Annotated in this window: 15 protein-coding genes and 1 rRNA gene; 11 read left to right on the top strand and 5 right to left on the bottom strand. The window is 56.6% G+C overall.

The window, feature by feature from the left end; genetic code table 11:
* Positions 1-234: 234 nt before the first annotated feature.
* A 5S ribosomal RNA gene (gene rrf, locus ACIOWL_RS03055) occupies positions 235-351 on the top strand.
* Between the two features lie 495 nt (positions 352-846).
* Here the strand turns inward: rrf and ACIOWL_RS03050 are convergent.
* Positions 847-1,758 (bottom strand): hypothetical protein, encoded by a 912-nt coding sequence (locus ACIOWL_RS03050; protein WP_400381512.1) that lies wholly within the window; start codon positions 1,756-1,758, stop codon positions 847-849.
* Positions 1,759-1,770: 12 nt separating this feature from the next.
* Here ACIOWL_RS03050 and ACIOWL_RS03045 point away from each other — a divergent pair, with 12 nt between their 5' ends.
* From ACIOWL_RS03045 to ACIOWL_RS03000, 10 genes are all read left to right on the top strand, one after another.
* On the top strand, positions 1,771-2,715 hold the full coding sequence (locus ACIOWL_RS03045) for a hypothetical protein (RefSeq protein ID WP_400381509.1): 945 nt from the start codon (positions 1,771-1,773) through the stop codon (positions 2,713-2,715).
* A gap of 46 nt (positions 2,716-2,761) precedes the next feature.
* Positions 2,762-3,778, top strand: coding sequence for an HAD-IIA family hydrolase (locus ACIOWL_RS03040; RefSeq protein WP_400381506.1), 1,017 nt, complete (start codon positions 2,762-2,764; stop codon positions 3,776-3,778).
* A gap of 35 nt (positions 3,779-3,813) precedes the next feature.
* Positions 3,814-3,966 (top strand): hypothetical protein, encoded by a 153-nt coding sequence (locus ACIOWL_RS03035; protein WP_400381503.1) that lies wholly within the window; start codon positions 3,814-3,816, stop codon positions 3,964-3,966.
* The gene (locus tag ACIOWL_RS03030; protein ID WP_400381501.1) at positions 3,966-4,757 is read left to right on the top strand and encodes a TlyA family RNA methyltransferase; all 792 of its coding nucleotides are present in this window, start codon (positions 3,966-3,968) and stop codon (positions 4,755-4,757) included. The genes ACIOWL_RS03035 and ACIOWL_RS03030 overlap by 1 nt, the downstream gene beginning before the upstream one ends.
* Positions 4,758-4,847: 90 nt before the next feature.
* Positions 4,848-5,873, top strand: a complete 1,026-nt coding sequence (locus ACIOWL_RS03025) for an NAD kinase (protein ID WP_400381498.1) — start codon at positions 4,848-4,850, stop codon at positions 5,871-5,873.
* A 124-nt stretch (positions 5,874-5,997) separates the two neighbouring features.
* Positions 5,998-7,752 carry a DNA repair protein RecN gene (gene recN, locus ACIOWL_RS03020; RefSeq protein WP_400381495.1) on the top strand — a complete coding sequence of 585 codons (1,755 nt, stop codon included), beginning with the start codon at positions 5,998-6,000 and terminating at the stop codon, positions 7,750-7,752.
* Between the two features lie 107 nt (positions 7,753-7,859).
* Positions 7,860-9,542, top strand: a complete 1,683-nt coding sequence (locus ACIOWL_RS03015) for a CTP synthase (RefSeq protein WP_400381492.1) — start codon at positions 7,860-7,862, stop codon at positions 9,540-9,542.
* Between the two features lie 156 nt (positions 9,543-9,698).
* A complete protein-coding gene (locus tag ACIOWL_RS03010; protein ID WP_400381489.1) occupies positions 9,699-10,361 on the top strand; it encodes an NUDIX domain-containing protein in 663 nt (220 codons plus the stop codon).
* A complete protein-coding gene (xerD, locus tag ACIOWL_RS03005) occupies positions 10,321-11,301 on the top strand; it encodes a site-specific tyrosine recombinase XerD (protein WP_400381488.1) in 981 nt (326 codons plus the stop codon). Before ACIOWL_RS03010 ends, xerD begins: the two co-directional genes overlap by 41 nt.
* Positions 11,302-11,324: 23 nt before the next feature.
* Complete coding sequence (locus tag ACIOWL_RS03000; protein ID WP_400381486.1) at positions 11,325-11,822, top strand: 8-oxo-dGTP diphosphatase; 498 nt, start codon at positions 11,325-11,327, stop codon at positions 11,820-11,822.
* On the opposite strand, the gene ACIOWL_RS02995 is transcribed toward ACIOWL_RS03000, so the two are convergent.
* From ACIOWL_RS02995 to prpB, 4 genes are all read right to left on the bottom strand, one after another.
* Positions 11,809-12,063, bottom strand: coding sequence for a helix-turn-helix domain-containing protein (locus ACIOWL_RS02995; RefSeq protein ID WP_400381483.1), 255 nt, complete (start codon positions 12,061-12,063; stop codon positions 11,809-11,811). The genes ACIOWL_RS03000 and ACIOWL_RS02995 overlap by 14 nt on opposite strands.
* A complete protein-coding gene (locus ACIOWL_RS02990; protein WP_400381482.1) occupies positions 12,063-12,560 on the bottom strand; it encodes a DUF2975 domain-containing protein in 498 nt (165 codons plus the stop codon). The genes ACIOWL_RS02995 and ACIOWL_RS02990 overlap by 1 nt, the downstream gene beginning before the upstream one ends.
* 181 nt (positions 12,561-12,741) lie before the next feature.
* Complete coding sequence (locus ACIOWL_RS02985; RefSeq protein WP_400381480.1) at positions 12,742-13,881, bottom strand: bifunctional 2-methylcitrate synthase/citrate synthase; 1,140 nt, start codon at positions 13,879-13,881, stop codon at positions 12,742-12,744.
* A 110-nt stretch (positions 13,882-13,991) separates the two neighbouring features.
* Entirely contained in the window at positions 13,992-14,921 is a 930-nt protein-coding gene (prpB, locus tag ACIOWL_RS02980; RefSeq protein WP_400381479.1) for a methylisocitrate lyase, read from the bottom strand.
* Position 14,922 lies beyond the last annotated feature (1 nt).

Here is a 14,922-nt window from a genome sequence, read left to right as displayed (position 1 = left end):
GGTTGATAGGCAGGATGTGGAAGCAAGGACCCAAAGACTTGTGTAGCTGACCTGTACTAATAGGCCGATGACTTACAACACACTATAAAACAGTGCTGCTGTGTGTGGTGTCGACAAAATGATTTTACTGTTCGCGTTCACTATATGGTTACGAGACAACAACCTCGGTAACACCAAAAGACTTGCAGGACGAAACTACTGGACCGCTGGATGGTTTGTGTGTTTCGTGATTGTTACGGCGGTCATAGCGTGGGGGAAACGCCCGGTCCCATACCGAACCCGGAAGCTAAGGCCCATTGCGCCGATGGTACTGCACTCGTGAGGGTGTGGGAGAGTAGGTCACCGCCGGACTTAACTTGATAGATGGGGGAGGGGTTCTGACACATTGTGTGTTGGGGCCCTTCTTCTGTTTAACCCGCAGGGTGGGGTGTTGCTCTTTGTGGGGTGTGGGTGGGGGTCCTGGTGGGCCCCCTTTTCCTGTTTAACGGGTCAACTGTTCGCATGGAGATGTTTCCGTAGTCTCGGCGCTGACGGCGAGCATAGAATATTCGGCAAGATTCGCGGCCACATTGCTAGTTCCTGTTCTGAGGCAGACCTTTACCATTTGTGTTCACATGAGTGTCTGCACACATTAGATGCGTTTCCCTATGGTATGAGTGTCGACTCCCGTAGACTGGACGTAGACGTACATGCCGATGTTGCATGGTGATTTGTAAATAGTGAAGTGTTCCGTTTATGCGAACACGAAGGTTGCGGTATTGAGATATCCGCTGAAGGGGACATTAAATGTCTAACGATTTCCGCCGTAGTTCCGACAACGGACAGGGCGGCTTCCGGAACTCAGATTCAAACCGCAACAACTCCCGTGACGGATTCAAGCGTCGCGATGAAAATAACGGTGGTTTCAAACGCAACGATGACCGTGGCGGCCAGCGTCGCGATGACAACCGCGGTGGTGACTTCAAGCGTAACGATGATCGTGGTGGCTTCCGCGGCGAACGTCGCGATGACAATCGCGGTGGTGGCTTCCGTGGTGATAACCGCGGTGGCGATTTCAAGCGTAACGATGATCGTGGTGGCTTCCGCGGCGAACGTCGCGATGACAATCGTGGTGGTGGCTTCCGTGGTGATAACCGTGGTGGCGATTTCAAGCGTAACGATGATCGTGGTGGCTTCCGTGGTGATAACCGCGGTGGTGATTTCAAGCGTAACGATGATCGTGGTGGCTTCCGCGGCGAACGTCGCGATGACAATCGTGGTGGCGGCTTCCGTGGTGATAACCGTGGTGGTGATTTCAAGCGTAACGATGATCGTGGCGGCTTCCGCGGCGAACGCCGTGACGACAATCGCGGTGGCGGCTTCCGTGGTGATAGCCGTGGCGGTGACTTCAAACGACGTGATGACAACCGTGGTGGTGATTTCAAGCGTAACGATGATCGTGGCGGCTTCCGCGGCGAACGCCGTGACGACAATCGCGGTGGCGGCTTCCGTGGTGATAACCGCGGTGGCGATTTCAAGCGTAACGATGATCGTGGCGGCTTCCGCGGCGAACGCCGCGATGACAACCGCGGTGGCGATTTCAAGCGTCGCGATGATAACCGTGGTGGCGATTTCAAGCGTCGCGATGATAACCGTGGTGGCGATTTCAAGCGTCGCGATGATAACCGTGGTGGCGACTTCAAGCGGAACGATCGCGATTTCAAACCACGCGGTGAGAAGAAATTTGAAGATCCGCAGGGTCACGACAAGAAGGCGCATAACCCGGGAGATTTGCGTATCTCTAATCGTGCAGACCGTTCGCAGTCCCCAGAGATCGATGAGGACGTTACCGGTAAGGAACTTGACCGTGTAGCTCGTGCTCAGTTGCGCTACCTGGAGGATCGTTCCGCTAGCTGGGTTGCCAAGCACCTGGTGATGGCAGGACGTCTGTTGGAAGATGATCCTGAGCTGGCATATGAGCACACCCTAGCTGCATCCCGTCGTGGCGGTCGTGTGGCAGTTGTGCGCGAGGCCGTGGGCATTGCTGCATACCATGCTGGGAAGTATGCTGATTCGTTGCGCGAGTTGCGCACCCACCGCCGCATCTCCGGTTCGGACTACAACCTGCCGTTGATCGCAGACTCGTTGCGCGGTCTAGGCCGCGTCGAGAAGGCTATTGAACTGGCTCAGTCGGAGGAATCCGCCAACCTTGAACCGTCGGTCAAGGTCGAGATGCAGATTGTTTTGGCTGGTTGCCTTTCCGACCTAGGCAAACAGGACGAAGCGCTGGCAGCCTTGGAGACTTTGGAACAGTTGAACTTCAACCGTGCATTCTCCTTCAGCCCGCGCCTGTTCGCTGTCTACGCAGAACTGCTTGAATCTGCAGGCCGTTCCGAGGAAGCCGCTCGTTGGGTGAAGCAGGTTGCCGTGGCCGAGCGTGCACTAGGTATCGAGGAAGAGACTGAGTCTTTCATCGTTGATCTTGCTCCAGAAATGGACGACGAGGAGGAATCACCCCGCGCTCGTGACTTGGTGGAGTCTGACGCTGCCACCGAGACTGAAGAACCAGCCGAGGAAGCCGCCGAGTCAGTTGTGGACGCTAACCAGACCGAGGAAGAATCCGACGTCGAGGTTGAGCAGACGGGACACGACGAAGAAGACGGTTTGGTAGAGGTTGATGCTGATCACATCTTCTCCGAGGTCTCGGAGATCACTGACGAAGACGCCGCCAAGTAGACTCGCAGTAGTACCCGTCCTTTGATGAAGTAGGAACCACCACCACATGCTGATTTCTGGATTTGATGCTGTCCTTTCCGACTTGGATGGCGTAGTTTACGCTGGACCCAACGCGATTCCCGATGCAGTGGAGTCACTGAATGCGCTAGCCGAGGTAAACGTGGCACACGCATTCATTACGAACAATGCTGGGCGATCGCCAATGTCTGTTGCGGCGCACCTACGCCAGTTGGGTGTGAAGACTACCGCTGAACAAGTGTTCGGCTCGGCAGATGCCGGAGCTGAAATGCTGGCTCGCGAATTGAATCCAGGAAGCAAGGTATTGGTGGTGGGTTCCCCATATCTGCGAGAGTGCATCGCAGTGCGGGGATTAGAAGTTGTGGAGTCGCACAAAGATGAACCGGCAGCGGTGATTCAGGGTTTTGATCCTGAAGTCTCCTGGAGCAATCTGGCCGAGGCGTCTTATGCAATTCACAATGGCGCCAAATGGGTTGCCACTAATACGGACTTGACCATCCCGCGCGCCGAGGGAATCGCCCCCGGCAACGGATCTCTGGTTCACGCGGTGAAGCTGGCCACCGGGGTAACTCCACGTGTGGCCGGCAAACCCGAATCTTATCTCTTCTCGCGCGCCGCGGATCGTTTGGATTCCAAACGTCCTCTGGTGTTAGGGGATCGACTGGATACCGATATTCTCGGAGGATTCCATGCAGGATTCTCTACGGCCATGGTGCTCACCGGCGTTGATACCCCAGTCACCGCGCTAGGTGCGCCGGTGGAGCAACGGCCGAATTATTTGATTGCCACCTTGGCGGATATTTACCGCCCGTACCCGACCATTAAGGTACTAGGTTACGGGGTCCAAGTCGGTGATGCGGTCGCTCGTGTTGATAGCGGAAAGATTGCTGTAGATGGCAATGAATCTGATCTCAACGCGTGGCGGGCAGCCTGCCATGCCTGGTGGCTTGCTCATCCACGGCAGAGCACTCACGCTACTCCAGACATTGAGTTCACCTCTCGCGGACTTCAGATGCTTCGTCGTCAGAACAGCGAAAAGCAGTGAGTGATTTCTCCGCCACTCCAGGCCCACACCCCGGTATGCCAGCAGGACGCGCGGAACAGTTGGACGAGCAAGATCTTGAATCCGTGCTGTCATCTTTGGCTGGCCACGATATCGCCGAGCATGCCCGGATCTATGAGAAACTGTTTGGAAGCTTGCAACACGAACTAAACCGTTCGGAGAATGGTTGATGAACCGATTAGATCAGGAACTTGTTGTTCGTGGCCTTGCGCGATCACGTACAGAAGCAGGCAAGCTTATAGATGCCGGACGAGTTTCGGTGGATGGCCTGGTCACCAGTAAAGCTTCTAAGAAAGTCGACTGCACTACACCGTTGGAGCTCAGTGCGCTTGAAGGGGAGCAGTACGTTTCTCGTGCAGGCCACAAACTAGCTGGTGCCCTAGATGTATTTACTACTATTTCTCCTAAAGGTTTGCGTTGTTTAGACGCAGGAGCCTCTACCGGAGGTTTTACCGACGTTTTGTTGCGTCGAGGTGCTGAGCATGTTGTTGCTGCAGATGTGGGGCACGGGCAATTAGTTGACGAAATCCGGTCTGACTCAAGGGTTTCGGTCCATGAAGGACTGAATGTACGTTATCTGACCCCTCAAGATATTGGTGGAAAAGTCGACCTGGTGGTAGCCGACTTGTCGTTCATTTCATTGCGCCTCGTGCTCGATGCGCTTGCAGGAGCAACCAAGTCCGGTGGCTCGCTCGTGCTGATGGTCAAACCGCAGTTTGAAGTAGGCAGAGAGCACCTCAACCGCACAGGTGTTGTCACCAACGCAGATCTGCGCCGAAGCGCTGTGGAAGCCGTTGTCGAGAAGGCCAGTGAGGTTGGACTGGCATTACGCGGGCTGGCTCGAAGCCCCTTGGCCGGACAAGACGGGAATCTTGAGTTCTTCCTCTGGCTAAGCACCGGCGCAAAGTCGCTGGATGGCGCGGAGAGTACCGCATTGATCCATGCTGTTGACTACTCTTAGATTAGATATGCTTCAATTTCGGAGATCCCCGGAGAGTAGTTGCATGTTGTTGAGCCAATCACTCGTCATCACTGAGAGGGGCACTCCGCCTTGCGCAAGATCCTAGTCTTCGCCCACACCGGTAGAAAAGAAGCGATCACCGCAGCACTCGAAACCTGTGAGTTGCTCAGCAAAGCCGGTGCGGTTCCGGTAATGCGCGCCAAGGACCATGAAGCCGTAATGAGCGCCACTGGTGCTCCGGTTCCCGGAGTTGAAATACTGCATGACGATTGTGCAGTTGAAGACATTGAATTGGGTGTGGTCCTCGGTGGCGACGGCTCGGTGTTGCGGGCAGCTGAACTGGTTCGTGCCGCTCGTTTGCCTTTGGTGGGGGTGAACCTCGGCCATGTGGGCTTCTTGGCTGAAGCTGAACGCAGCGAATTGGCGGCAACCGTCAACGCACTGGTTGAAAAAAACTACACCGTTGAAGAGCGAATGGCCATCGAAGTAAAGGTGTGGCAGGACAACGTATGTCTCGCAGAGACCTGGGCTTTGAACGAAGCCGCGGTGGAAAAAGCAAACCGTGAACGGATGGTTGAAGTGGTCATCGAGGTAGATGGCCGCCCGATCTCCACGTTTGGGTGTGACGGAGTGGTTATGGCGACGCCTACAGGTTCCACGGCTTATTCCTTTTCGGCAGGTGGGCCTGTGGTCTGGCCGGATGTGGCAGCACTAATCATGGTTCCGATCTCTGCGCATGCGCTTTTTGCCAAACCCCTGGTAGTTTCCCCGGACTCTGTGATGGCAGTCGAAATGCTCACCCGAACGGATGCGGGTGCGGTCCTGTGGTGTGATGGCCGACGAACAGTAGATCTACCGCCGGGTGCCCGTGTGGAGGTCACACGAAGCGAGTCACCTGTGCGCTTGGCAAGACTCAATACCACTCCGTTCTCCGAACGATTGGTTAACAAATTTGAGTTGCCGATTGCTGGATGGCGCGGTCCGGCAAAAGAAGACAGCCGACGGACCGCCACAACGGCGTTACCGGTGATTGGTCCCGGGTTGCAGAGTATCGAGCCGCATCACAAAGATGAGCCAGGAATACCCATGGTAGGTGGCGAGGAACCCCATATGTAGCTGGTTGAGCCCTCTGGATCGCAGAAAGTTATCCTCATTTTCGAATCTAACTACGAAAGTGCGCTTAGAACACATATACTAATCGTGCACGTTTGAACTTGAACTCGACTTTCGGGAGCAGGCCATGATTCAGGAAATCTCGATCTCCAACCTCGGTGTCATCACCAATGCGACATTACCGCTCGGCCCGGGATTGACTGTCGTCACCGGTGAAACCGGTGCCGGTAAGACCATGGTGATTACCGCGCTCTCATTGTTATTGGGACGCCGTGCGGACGCCGGTGCGGTGCGCAATGGAGCCGACCACGCCTTGGCCGAAGCTGTGATCCATCTAGAACCCGATCACCACGTGTTGGATGCGGCTGCGCAGGCCGGTGCCTTTATTGAGCCTGCCGGTCAATGTAGCGAGCTACTTCTCTCGCGTTCTTTGTCCGCACAGGGGCGCTCTCGCGCCACCGTGGGTGGCCGTAGCGCGCCCGTGGGTCTACTCGCCGAGTTGGGGCAAGAACTCGTCGCGGTACACGGCCAGTCTGATCAGATTCGCCTGAAAGAACCCGGTGCCCAACGTGACGCCTTGGACCGTTTCGCCGGCAGCGGATTAGCGCGCCTGCTTGGCAGCTATCAACGCAGCTACCGCCAGTGGCGGTCGGCAAGCAAGGAACTGACCTCGTTGATGCAAGACTCGCGCAATCGGGTGCGGGAAGCAGAGAACCTTCGCCTAGCGCTGGACGAAATTGATTCTTTGGATCCCCAACCCGGTGAAGACGAGACTCTGCGTGAGCAGTCGATGAAACTGGGAAATATCGAATCCCTGCGCAACGCGAGCCTGCAGGCCCAAGCGGTCATCGATTCCGAAGACTTTGAAAATCCTGGAATCACCACATTGGTGGAAACCGCTCGGGGTGTGCTGGCGCAGGCCAGTGGTGACGACCCATTGCTTTCCGGATTCGCCGAGCGCGCTGCTGAACTCGGCATCCTCGCTTCGGAGCTTTCAAGTGACCTCGCAGGCTACGTCGCGGACCTTGATGAAGAAGGCCCTGAACTCCTTGCGCAAGTCGAGGCGCGTCGTGCGGATCTAGGAAAGCTGCTGCGCAAGTACGCGCCGAGCGTCGACGAAGTTATTGCTTGGGCTGAAAATGCGCGTAAGAGACTGGAATCGCTTGGCGGTGACGACTCGCGTATTGAGGTGCTGCAAGAAGAAGTTGTTGCTCTTGAACAGAAAGTTGCTGCGCTTGCCTCAGATCTATCCGATGCCCGCCGTAAAGCGTCCAAGAAATTGTCGACCCGGGTTTCGGCCGAGCTGACAGCCCTTGCCATGCCAGATGCCAAGCTGGTGATCGAGGTAAACGAACTTGAGGAACCGGGCGCATTTGGCCAAGACTCAATTTCAATGTTGCTTGCACCGCATGCAGGTGCTGCACCTCGTCCTTTGGGTAAGGGGGCTAGCGGTGGTGAATTATCGCGTGTGATGCTGGCTATTGAGGTAGTGCTCGCCGCAGTCGATCCTGTGCCAACTTTCGTTTTCGATGAAGTGGATCAAGGTGTTGGCGGTAAGGCCGCGGTTAGCATTGGCGAACGGCTGGCAATGCTAGCTAGGCACGTGCAGGTCATCGTGGTGACGCACCTGCCGCAGGTGGCGGCCTACGCCGACCGGCACATTCGAGTCATCAAGAACTCGAATGCCAAGTCCAATGATGGTGCTGGATTCACCGCCAGCGATGTAGTTTCCCTAGACGGTCCTGCGCGAATCCGTGAACTAGCTCGGATGCTCGCCGGACAAGAGGAATCCGACACCGCTCAAGCGCATGCTGAGGAGCTTTTGGCAGATGCCCAGAAATTAGTGTGTTCGCTCACCGCGGCAGAATCGAAAAAAGTCTGATTACGTAGGTGAACACGCAAATCGTGAAGCAAACTAGGGCTTCGCTAACCCGTGCATTACAGTGAGTGTGGATGCTTGGTACAAGAATGGTGATAGGATGAAATCCCGTGGTGCAGCGTAAAAATACTCGTGATTCTCGGTCGTCTGAAACGACAAAGCATATCTTCGTCACCGGCGGTGTGGCCTCTTCCCTGGGTAAGGGATTGACGGCATCCAGCCTTGGACATCTTCTTCGGGCTCGTGGTCTTTCTGTGACCATGCAGAAGCTCGACCCGTACCTGAACGTTGATCCAGGTACCATGAACCCTTTCCAGCACGGCGAAGTTTTCGTCACGGATGATGGTGCAGAAACTGATCTGGACATCGGACACTACGAGCGATTCTTGGACGAAAATCTTCCAGGCAGCGCTAACGTGACCACCGGTCAGGTTTACTCCACGGTCCTGGAACGTGAACGCCGCGGTGAATACTTGGGTGATACCGTCCAGGTCATCCCGCATATCACCGACGAAATCAAACGTCGTATGCGTTTGGCGGCGACTGAACCGGGTGACGGAAAATCAGCTCCCGACGTGATCATCACCGAAATCGGTGGCACGGTAGGAGATATCGAATCCCAGCCATTCCTCGAAGCTGCACGTCAGGTTCGCCAGGATATCGGACGCAAAAACGCTTTCTTCGTACATGTTTCGTTGGTCCCTTACATCGGTCCAAGCCAGGAACTGAAAACCAAGCCGACCCAGCATTCTGTCGCGGCTCTGCGTTCGATCGGCATCCAGCCGGATTCGCTGGTTATTCGTTCAGACCGTGAGATTCCTGAAGAGATGCGCGCCAAGCTTGGCCGCACCTGCGACGTCGATACCGAAGCGGTTATCAACTGTGCCGATGCTCCGAGCATTTACGACATCCCTAAGGTGATTCACGCCCAGGGTCTAGATGCCTACATTGTTCAGACTTTGGATTTGAAGTTCCGCGACGTTGACTGGGAAGACTGGGACCGTCTGCTCGATGTTGTCCATAACCCGAAGACCGAACTGACCATCGCCTTGGTCGGTAAGTACATTGACCTGCCAGACGCCTACCTGTCGGTCACCGAGGCGCTGAAGGCCGGTGGCTTTGCCAACCAGGCCAAGGTTAACATTCGCTGGGTTCCATCCGATGAATGCGCCACCGAAGCCGGTGCCAAGAAGGCACTTGCTGGCGCTGAAGCAATCTGTGTTCCAGGTGGCTTCGGCATCCGTGGTTTGGAAGGTAAACTCGGCGCACTGAAGTTTGCCCGCGAGAACCAGCTTCCGACCTTGGGCCTGTGCCTGGGGCTGCAGTCGATGGTCATTGAATACGCGCGCAACGTTGCCGACCTGCCGGGCGCCTCGTCAACCGAGTTCGACCCCGAATCCTCCACCCCGGTCATCGCAACGATGGAAGAACAGCTGGATATCGTTGAGGGCAAGGGAGATCTGGGCGGCACCATGCGTTTGGGCTTGTACGACGCCAAACTGCTTGAGGGCTCCGTTGTGGCTGCAACCTACGGCAAGACCGATGTTGCAGAGCGTCACCGCCACCGGTACGAGGTCAACAACGCCTACCGTGCTCAACTTGAAGAGGCCGGGCTGGTCTTCTCCGGTACGTCACCGGACAACAGCCTCGTTGAGTTTGTTGAACTGCCGAAGAACGTGCACCCATACTACGTTTCTACCCAGGCGCACCCAGAGCTTTCCAGCCGCCCAACCCGTCCACACCCGCTGTTCGCTGGTTTGGTCGAAGCGGCAATTGCTCAGCGTAGCTCCTAAACCGTGCGGCTCCTGCGGCTGATAGTTGAATTGTAGGAGTCAAAACGTCAAAACTAAGCGCGCCAGTCATTCGTGACCGGTGCGCTTAGAGTTTAAGCTGGTCATAGTGCAAGTCAGCTTTTTGGATATCAGCGCAGTGCAGGAGAAACAAATTTCATGAGCAAAGACCATAGTGTGCATAGTCAGCGGATCACTGATGAATTTTCCGAGCGGACGCTGCTTGCACGCGAAACGGTGTATTCGGGTCGAATTTGGCACGTGGTACATGATTCGGTCCAGCTCTCGAAAGATGGCGTCACCATTGAACGCGACTACATCGTGCACCCAGGCGCAGTGACCGTTCTGGTGATGGATGATGAGGATCGTGTTCTCATGGTCAACCAGTACCGGCATCCTGTCGGAATGCGCCTGTGGGAGCTTCCCGCCGGACTCTTGGACGTTGCCGGGGAGCCTCCCGTTGAGGCAGCTAAGCGCGAACTTTGGGAGGAAGCCGACCGTACCGCTGAGCACTGGTCGATCCTGACCGATGTGTTTTTGAGCCCGGGCTCATCATCTGAAGCCGTGCGAATCTACCTTGCCCGGGGTGTGAAACTAGTTCCCGAGCACCTGAGGCACACGCGCACCGAAGAAGAGGCAGAGATGATCATCCAGTGGGTGCCGCTCGATGACGCGGTAGCTCAAGTGCTGGCCGGAAAAATTCACAATCCCACCGCGGTCATCGGGCTGCTGGCCGCACATGCGGCCCGCCTGAGCAACTTCTCTGCGCTACGCCATCCCGATGAACCTTTTGACGTGCACCCGGGACTCCGCAATCAGTAGGGCTGCCGAGCTCACGCTGGGGCCGAGTTTCGCGCCGGGGTTGCGTCATTATTTGCAGCATCTGGCTATCGAACGCGGCTTGGCAGAGAACACCCTATCCTCTTACCGGCGGGATCTGACACGCTATTTGGAAACCTTGGAAGCAGCGGGTGTGGTTTCTCCAGCGTCAATTACGGAGGCCCACATCAACGGCTACCTTCAGCACCTGGCGCGGGGAGACGAAGAACATCCGGCGCTGGGTCCCCGCTCGGTGGCTCGCCATACGGTAGCGGTGAGGCAGCTGCACAAGTATTGGGAACTGGAGAACATTTGCGCCCCTAACCCGGCGCGTGAGGTACAGCCACCGGCGGTTGGCCAGTCTTTGCCCAAGGCCATTTCAATTGCTGAAGTCACACAAATACTTGATTCGATTGCTGTGGACACCCCCGCTGGATTGCGAGATCGGGCAATACTTGAGTTTCTCTACTCGACCGGCGCTCGAATTTCCGAGGTTGTGGCCTTGGACGTGGACGACCTGCATTTCGCCCAGGACGCCGTGGTCAGGCTTTTCGGTAAAGGGTCCAAGGAACGAGTTGTTCCGGTGGGCACCTATGCGCAGAAGGCTGTCAGCGATTATTTGGTCCGTTCGCGCCCTGGTTTGGCCGCTAAGGGGAAAGGTATCCCGGCGTTGTTTCTCAACCAACGCGGGGGTCGGCTCTCACGGCAATCCGTGTGGTTGATTCTGTCCAAGGCCGCCGAACGGGCGGGCCTGAGCATTGACGTCTCGCCTCATACCCTACGGCATTCATTCGCCACGCATCTGTTAGAAGGAGGCGCTGACGTTCGTGTGGTTCAAGAACTGCTGGGGCATGCCTCGGTGACCACGACCCAGATTTATACCAAGGTCAGTGTCGATTCGTTGCGCGAGGCCTATCAGCTGGCGCATCCGCGCGTAAATTAACCGTTGCGAGTAGGAGAGCAGTCATGAAGGTGAAGCGCACCCATCCTCAGCCAGTGGTGCTGATGCTGGTCCTGCGGGGATTCGGCGCGCAACGGGAAGTGTTGCTGGGCAAAAAGCTCACCGGTTTCGGCGCCGGAAATGTGGTTGCACCCGGTGGAAAAATCGAGCCAGGAGAGCTGGCTTCCGGTGCCGTGGTACGGGAACTGAAGGAAGAAACTTCGCTCACGGTAGATGTGTCCCATCCGGTGCATCGAGCGACGATTCTTTTCCGTTTTCCCGCACGTCCCGCGTCGGATATGGATTGCCAGGTCTTCTGGGCCACAAGCTTTAAGGGCGAACCTGTCGCAAGCGGGGAACTGGAGCCTCAGTGGTATCCGGTGAACGCGTTGCCAGTGGAGGACATGTGGCAGGACGCCGAGCAGTGGCTTCCACGTATCATCGCGGGTGAGATGTTTACCGCAACGGTCCTGATGGCCCCGGATAATCTAGGGGTGCAAAGGATGGAGATCAGGCATTGGTAGTGCCTACGGCATTTGCAGCGTCCTCGGTTTGCGGATCATCGGATTCAAAGACGAGTAGGTCGCCTGGCTGGCAGTCCAACACCTCACACAATGACTGCAAAGTAGTAAAACGGATGGCCTTGGCTCGACCGTTTTTGAGGACTGCAAGATTCGCCGGGGTAATTCCAATTCGTTCGGCGAGTTCGCCAACGGCCATCTTCCGCCGGGCAAGCATGACATCGATATCAACCCGGATCCCCACTAGATGACACCGCCGAGCTCGGTGCGCAGGGCGGCGGCTTGAGCTTCGGTTCTGGTCGCTTGGACGAGCAACTGGCGTAGAACGTAAACGATCACCGAAATTCCTGCCAGCAAGATGCCAAAACCGCCAATGAGCAGAACGATCCCCGGGGCAATATCTTCGCCAGGGGCAAGCAAGGCAGCTAGGACAAAGGTTGCCGCCGAACCAGAGGCTACAGACACGATGATCGGTGTGACGAACTTGAATGACGCTGGGTCAAATACCGTGCTGCTCACAACTCTGGTAGCCAGTTTCCAGACACAAATCGCGCAAATCTCGACGACAAATCCGGCAACTCCCAAGTACGCCAAGAACGCGATCGCAGGTACGTCAACCATTCCCGGACGCGACACCTCATTCACGGCGATCATTGGAATCATCACCAGTTGGACAAAGAGCGCTCCGATGAAAATTGCAGTCAAAATGACCCGGAGCGACAGGATGCTGAATCGGCCCACAACTCACCTCACTTATCGATTGACAGGTATAATCTATCGTTAAACGATAGCTTGCGGATGGGTGCGCGGCAAGCTTTGATGGACCTGAACCCCTGGAATGTCGGCGACACGACAAAACCCTCGGTCCGAACGTGAGGGGTCGGACCGAGGGTGAGGAAGCGAGCGTCGAATCTCCGATGCGCTACAGGGCGCGCTGTTCGGGACCGTTGTACGCGGACAAAGGTCGAATCAGGGCGTTTGAGGCGCGTTGCTCCATGATGTGTGCGGTCCAACCCGTGATGCGTGCCGCAATGAAGATCGGGGTGAACATCTCGGTGTCAAAACCCATCAGGTGGTAGGTCGGGCCCGCCGGATAATCGAGGTTCGGCTTGATCGACTTGGCCTGATCCATGGCCGCTTCCAGCCCATCGTACAAGCCCAACATTTCCTGGCGGCCGTAGTGTTCGATCATTCGATCCAAGGCGGCTTTCATGGTCGGAACACGGGAATCGCCATGCTTGTAAACGCGGTGACCGAATCCCATCACCTTCTTCTTGGCGGCCAGGGCGTCTTCCATCCACGCCTTCGCGCGTTTGGCGGCATCTTCCCGGGATTCCTCCTTGTTGATGCCGATCTCGGTGAAAGTGTGCATCACGGCTTCGTTGGCACCGCCATGCAAGGGGCCTTTGAGTGCCCCGATGGCCCCGGTGACTGCAGAATGCAGATCGGACAGGGTTGAGGTGATCACACGTGCGGTGAACGTCGAAGCATTAAACGAGTGCTCCGCGTAGAGCACCATTGATACGCGGAAGGCATCAACAACCTCCGGGGCGGCCTCCTCGCCGAAGGTCATCCACAGAAAATTCGCTGAGTAGTCTAGATCGTCACGCGGCGGGACAACGTCCAGGCCGCGGCGCCGGCGCTGGTCGTAAGCCACCACGGCAGGGAAAGCCGCGAAGAGCTCTTTGGATTTCAGCAATTCGGATTCAACGGAAGAGTTTTCCGACTGCGAGTGGTTGGCCCCGATCACGGAAACTGCGGTCCGGCCAACATCCATTGGGTGGCAGTCGGCTGGCAGCAGGTCGATGGCGGCCTTGACCGATGGGTCTAAGGTGCGGTTCGCTCGCTCGAAGGCGGTGAATTCTGTCAGCTCGCTCTGGGAAGGTAGCTCGCCGTTCCACAGCAGGAGGGCAACTTCTTCGAAAGACTTGTAGGCTGCCAGGTCCTGCACCGGGTAGCCGCGGTAGAGCAGGGAATTGGTCTCTGGGTTGACCTTGGATACGGCAGTGTAGTCAACAACGACTCCAGCCAGACCCTTTTTGATTTCTTCGGTGGTGGTCATGCTCGTACTCCTCTTCATTCACTCACATCGTTGATGCTTCTTCAGGTGCCAGCCGCCAGTTGGAGGCTGGCACCTTGAGGCAGCTTTCGCCGCAGGGTTGCGGTGTTAGCTTAGAGATTCGCGCTGTTGGAATCGATATCCAGGGTGGGGACCTGGAAATTAAAGATTCCGGTGTCGAATCGGTTGTAAGCTTCGTAGTCCACCAATTCATACAATCGTGACCTGGTTAACATGTTATCCACTTCACGCTGTTGCGTGCCGTCTTCACTGATGGCATCCAGCACCCGTTCAGCTGCTCCCATGGCGCTGCGCAACAAGGTGACCGGGTAGATGATCAGGGCAACACCTGCATCTGCCAGTTCTTGCCGGTTGAACAATTCCGACTTGCCGAACTCCGTCATGTTCGCCAGCACCGGGACATCGACCGCGTTGCAAACCGCTTCAAACTCGGCCACATTTTTCATGGCTTCGGGGAAGATTGCATCCGCACCGGCGTCAACCATCGCCTTGGCCCGGTCAACCGCGGAAGCTAACCCTTCGACCGCGCGAATGTCGGTGCGGGCCATGATCAAGAAGTTCTCATCGATACGGGCATCAGCGGCCGCGGCGATGCGTTTGAGCATGGTGTCTGTATCCACCACGTTTTTGCCATCCAGGTGGCCGCAACGTTTCGGATTGAACTGGTCTTCGATATGGCATCCGGCCAAACCGGCGTATTCAAGCTCCTGAATGGTACGGGCCACATTCATCGGTTCGCCGAATCCGGTATCTGCGTCCACAATCGACGGGAGATCGGTCATGCGGGCGATTTGCCCGGCGCGGGTGGCGACCTCGGTCAACGAGGTCAAGCCGATGTCCGGGAGCCCCAGGTCATTGGCCAGCACCGCGCCGGAAATATAGACACCATCAAATTTTTTCTCACCGATCAGCTTGGCCGACAGCGGGTTGAAGGCGCCGGGGAACTGACGGGCGGCGCCGGGGGTTAACATCTCGCGCAGCGCACTGCGCTTTGCGGCGGGGGTCTTGGTTGAATACAGCATG

Origin of the sequence: Glutamicibacter sp. NPDC087344 (genome assembly GCF_044744225.1) — a bacterium.
Classification (GTDB): domain Bacteria; phylum Actinomycetota; class Actinomycetes; order Actinomycetales; family Micrococcaceae; genus Glutamicibacter.
This window is presented reverse-complemented; position numbering and strand designations above follow the sequence as displayed.

Coding starts and splice junctions, on each gene's coding strand:
- ACIOWL_RS03050 (WP_400381512.1), bottom strand. CDS start 1,758: ATGCGCCTTCTTGTCGTGACCCTGCGGATCTTCAAATTTCTTCTCACC.
- ACIOWL_RS03030 (WP_400381501.1), top strand. CDS start 3,966: ATGAACCGATTAGATCAGGAACTTGTTGTTCGTGGCCTTGCGCGATCA.
- ACIOWL_RS02985 (WP_400381480.1), bottom strand. CDS start 13,881: ATGACCACCACCGAAGAAATCAAAAAGGGTCTGGCTGGAGTCGTTGTT.
- ACIOWL_RS03010 (WP_400381489.1), top strand. CDS start 9,699: ATGAGCAAAGACCATAGTGTGCATAGTCAGCGGATCACTGATGAATTT.
- xerD (WP_400381488.1), top strand. CDS start 10,321: ATGAACCTTTTGACGTGCACCCGGGACTCCGCAATCAGTAGGGCTGCC.
- ACIOWL_RS03035 (WP_400381503.1), top strand. CDS start 3,814: ATGCCAGCAGGACGCGCGGAACAGTTGGACGAGCAAGATCTTGAATCC.
- prpB (WP_400381479.1), bottom strand. CDS start 14,921: ATGCTGTATTCAACCAAGACCCCCGCCGCAAAGCGCAGTGCGCTGCGC.
- ACIOWL_RS03040 (WP_400381506.1), top strand. CDS start 2,762: ATGCTGATTTCTGGATTTGATGCTGTCCTTTCCGACTTGGATGGCGTA.
- recN (WP_400381495.1), top strand. CDS start 5,998: ATGATTCAGGAAATCTCGATCTCCAACCTCGGTGTCATCACCAATGCG.
- ACIOWL_RS03000 (WP_400381486.1), top strand. CDS start 11,325: ATGAAGGTGAAGCGCACCCATCCTCAGCCAGTGGTGCTGATGCTGGTC.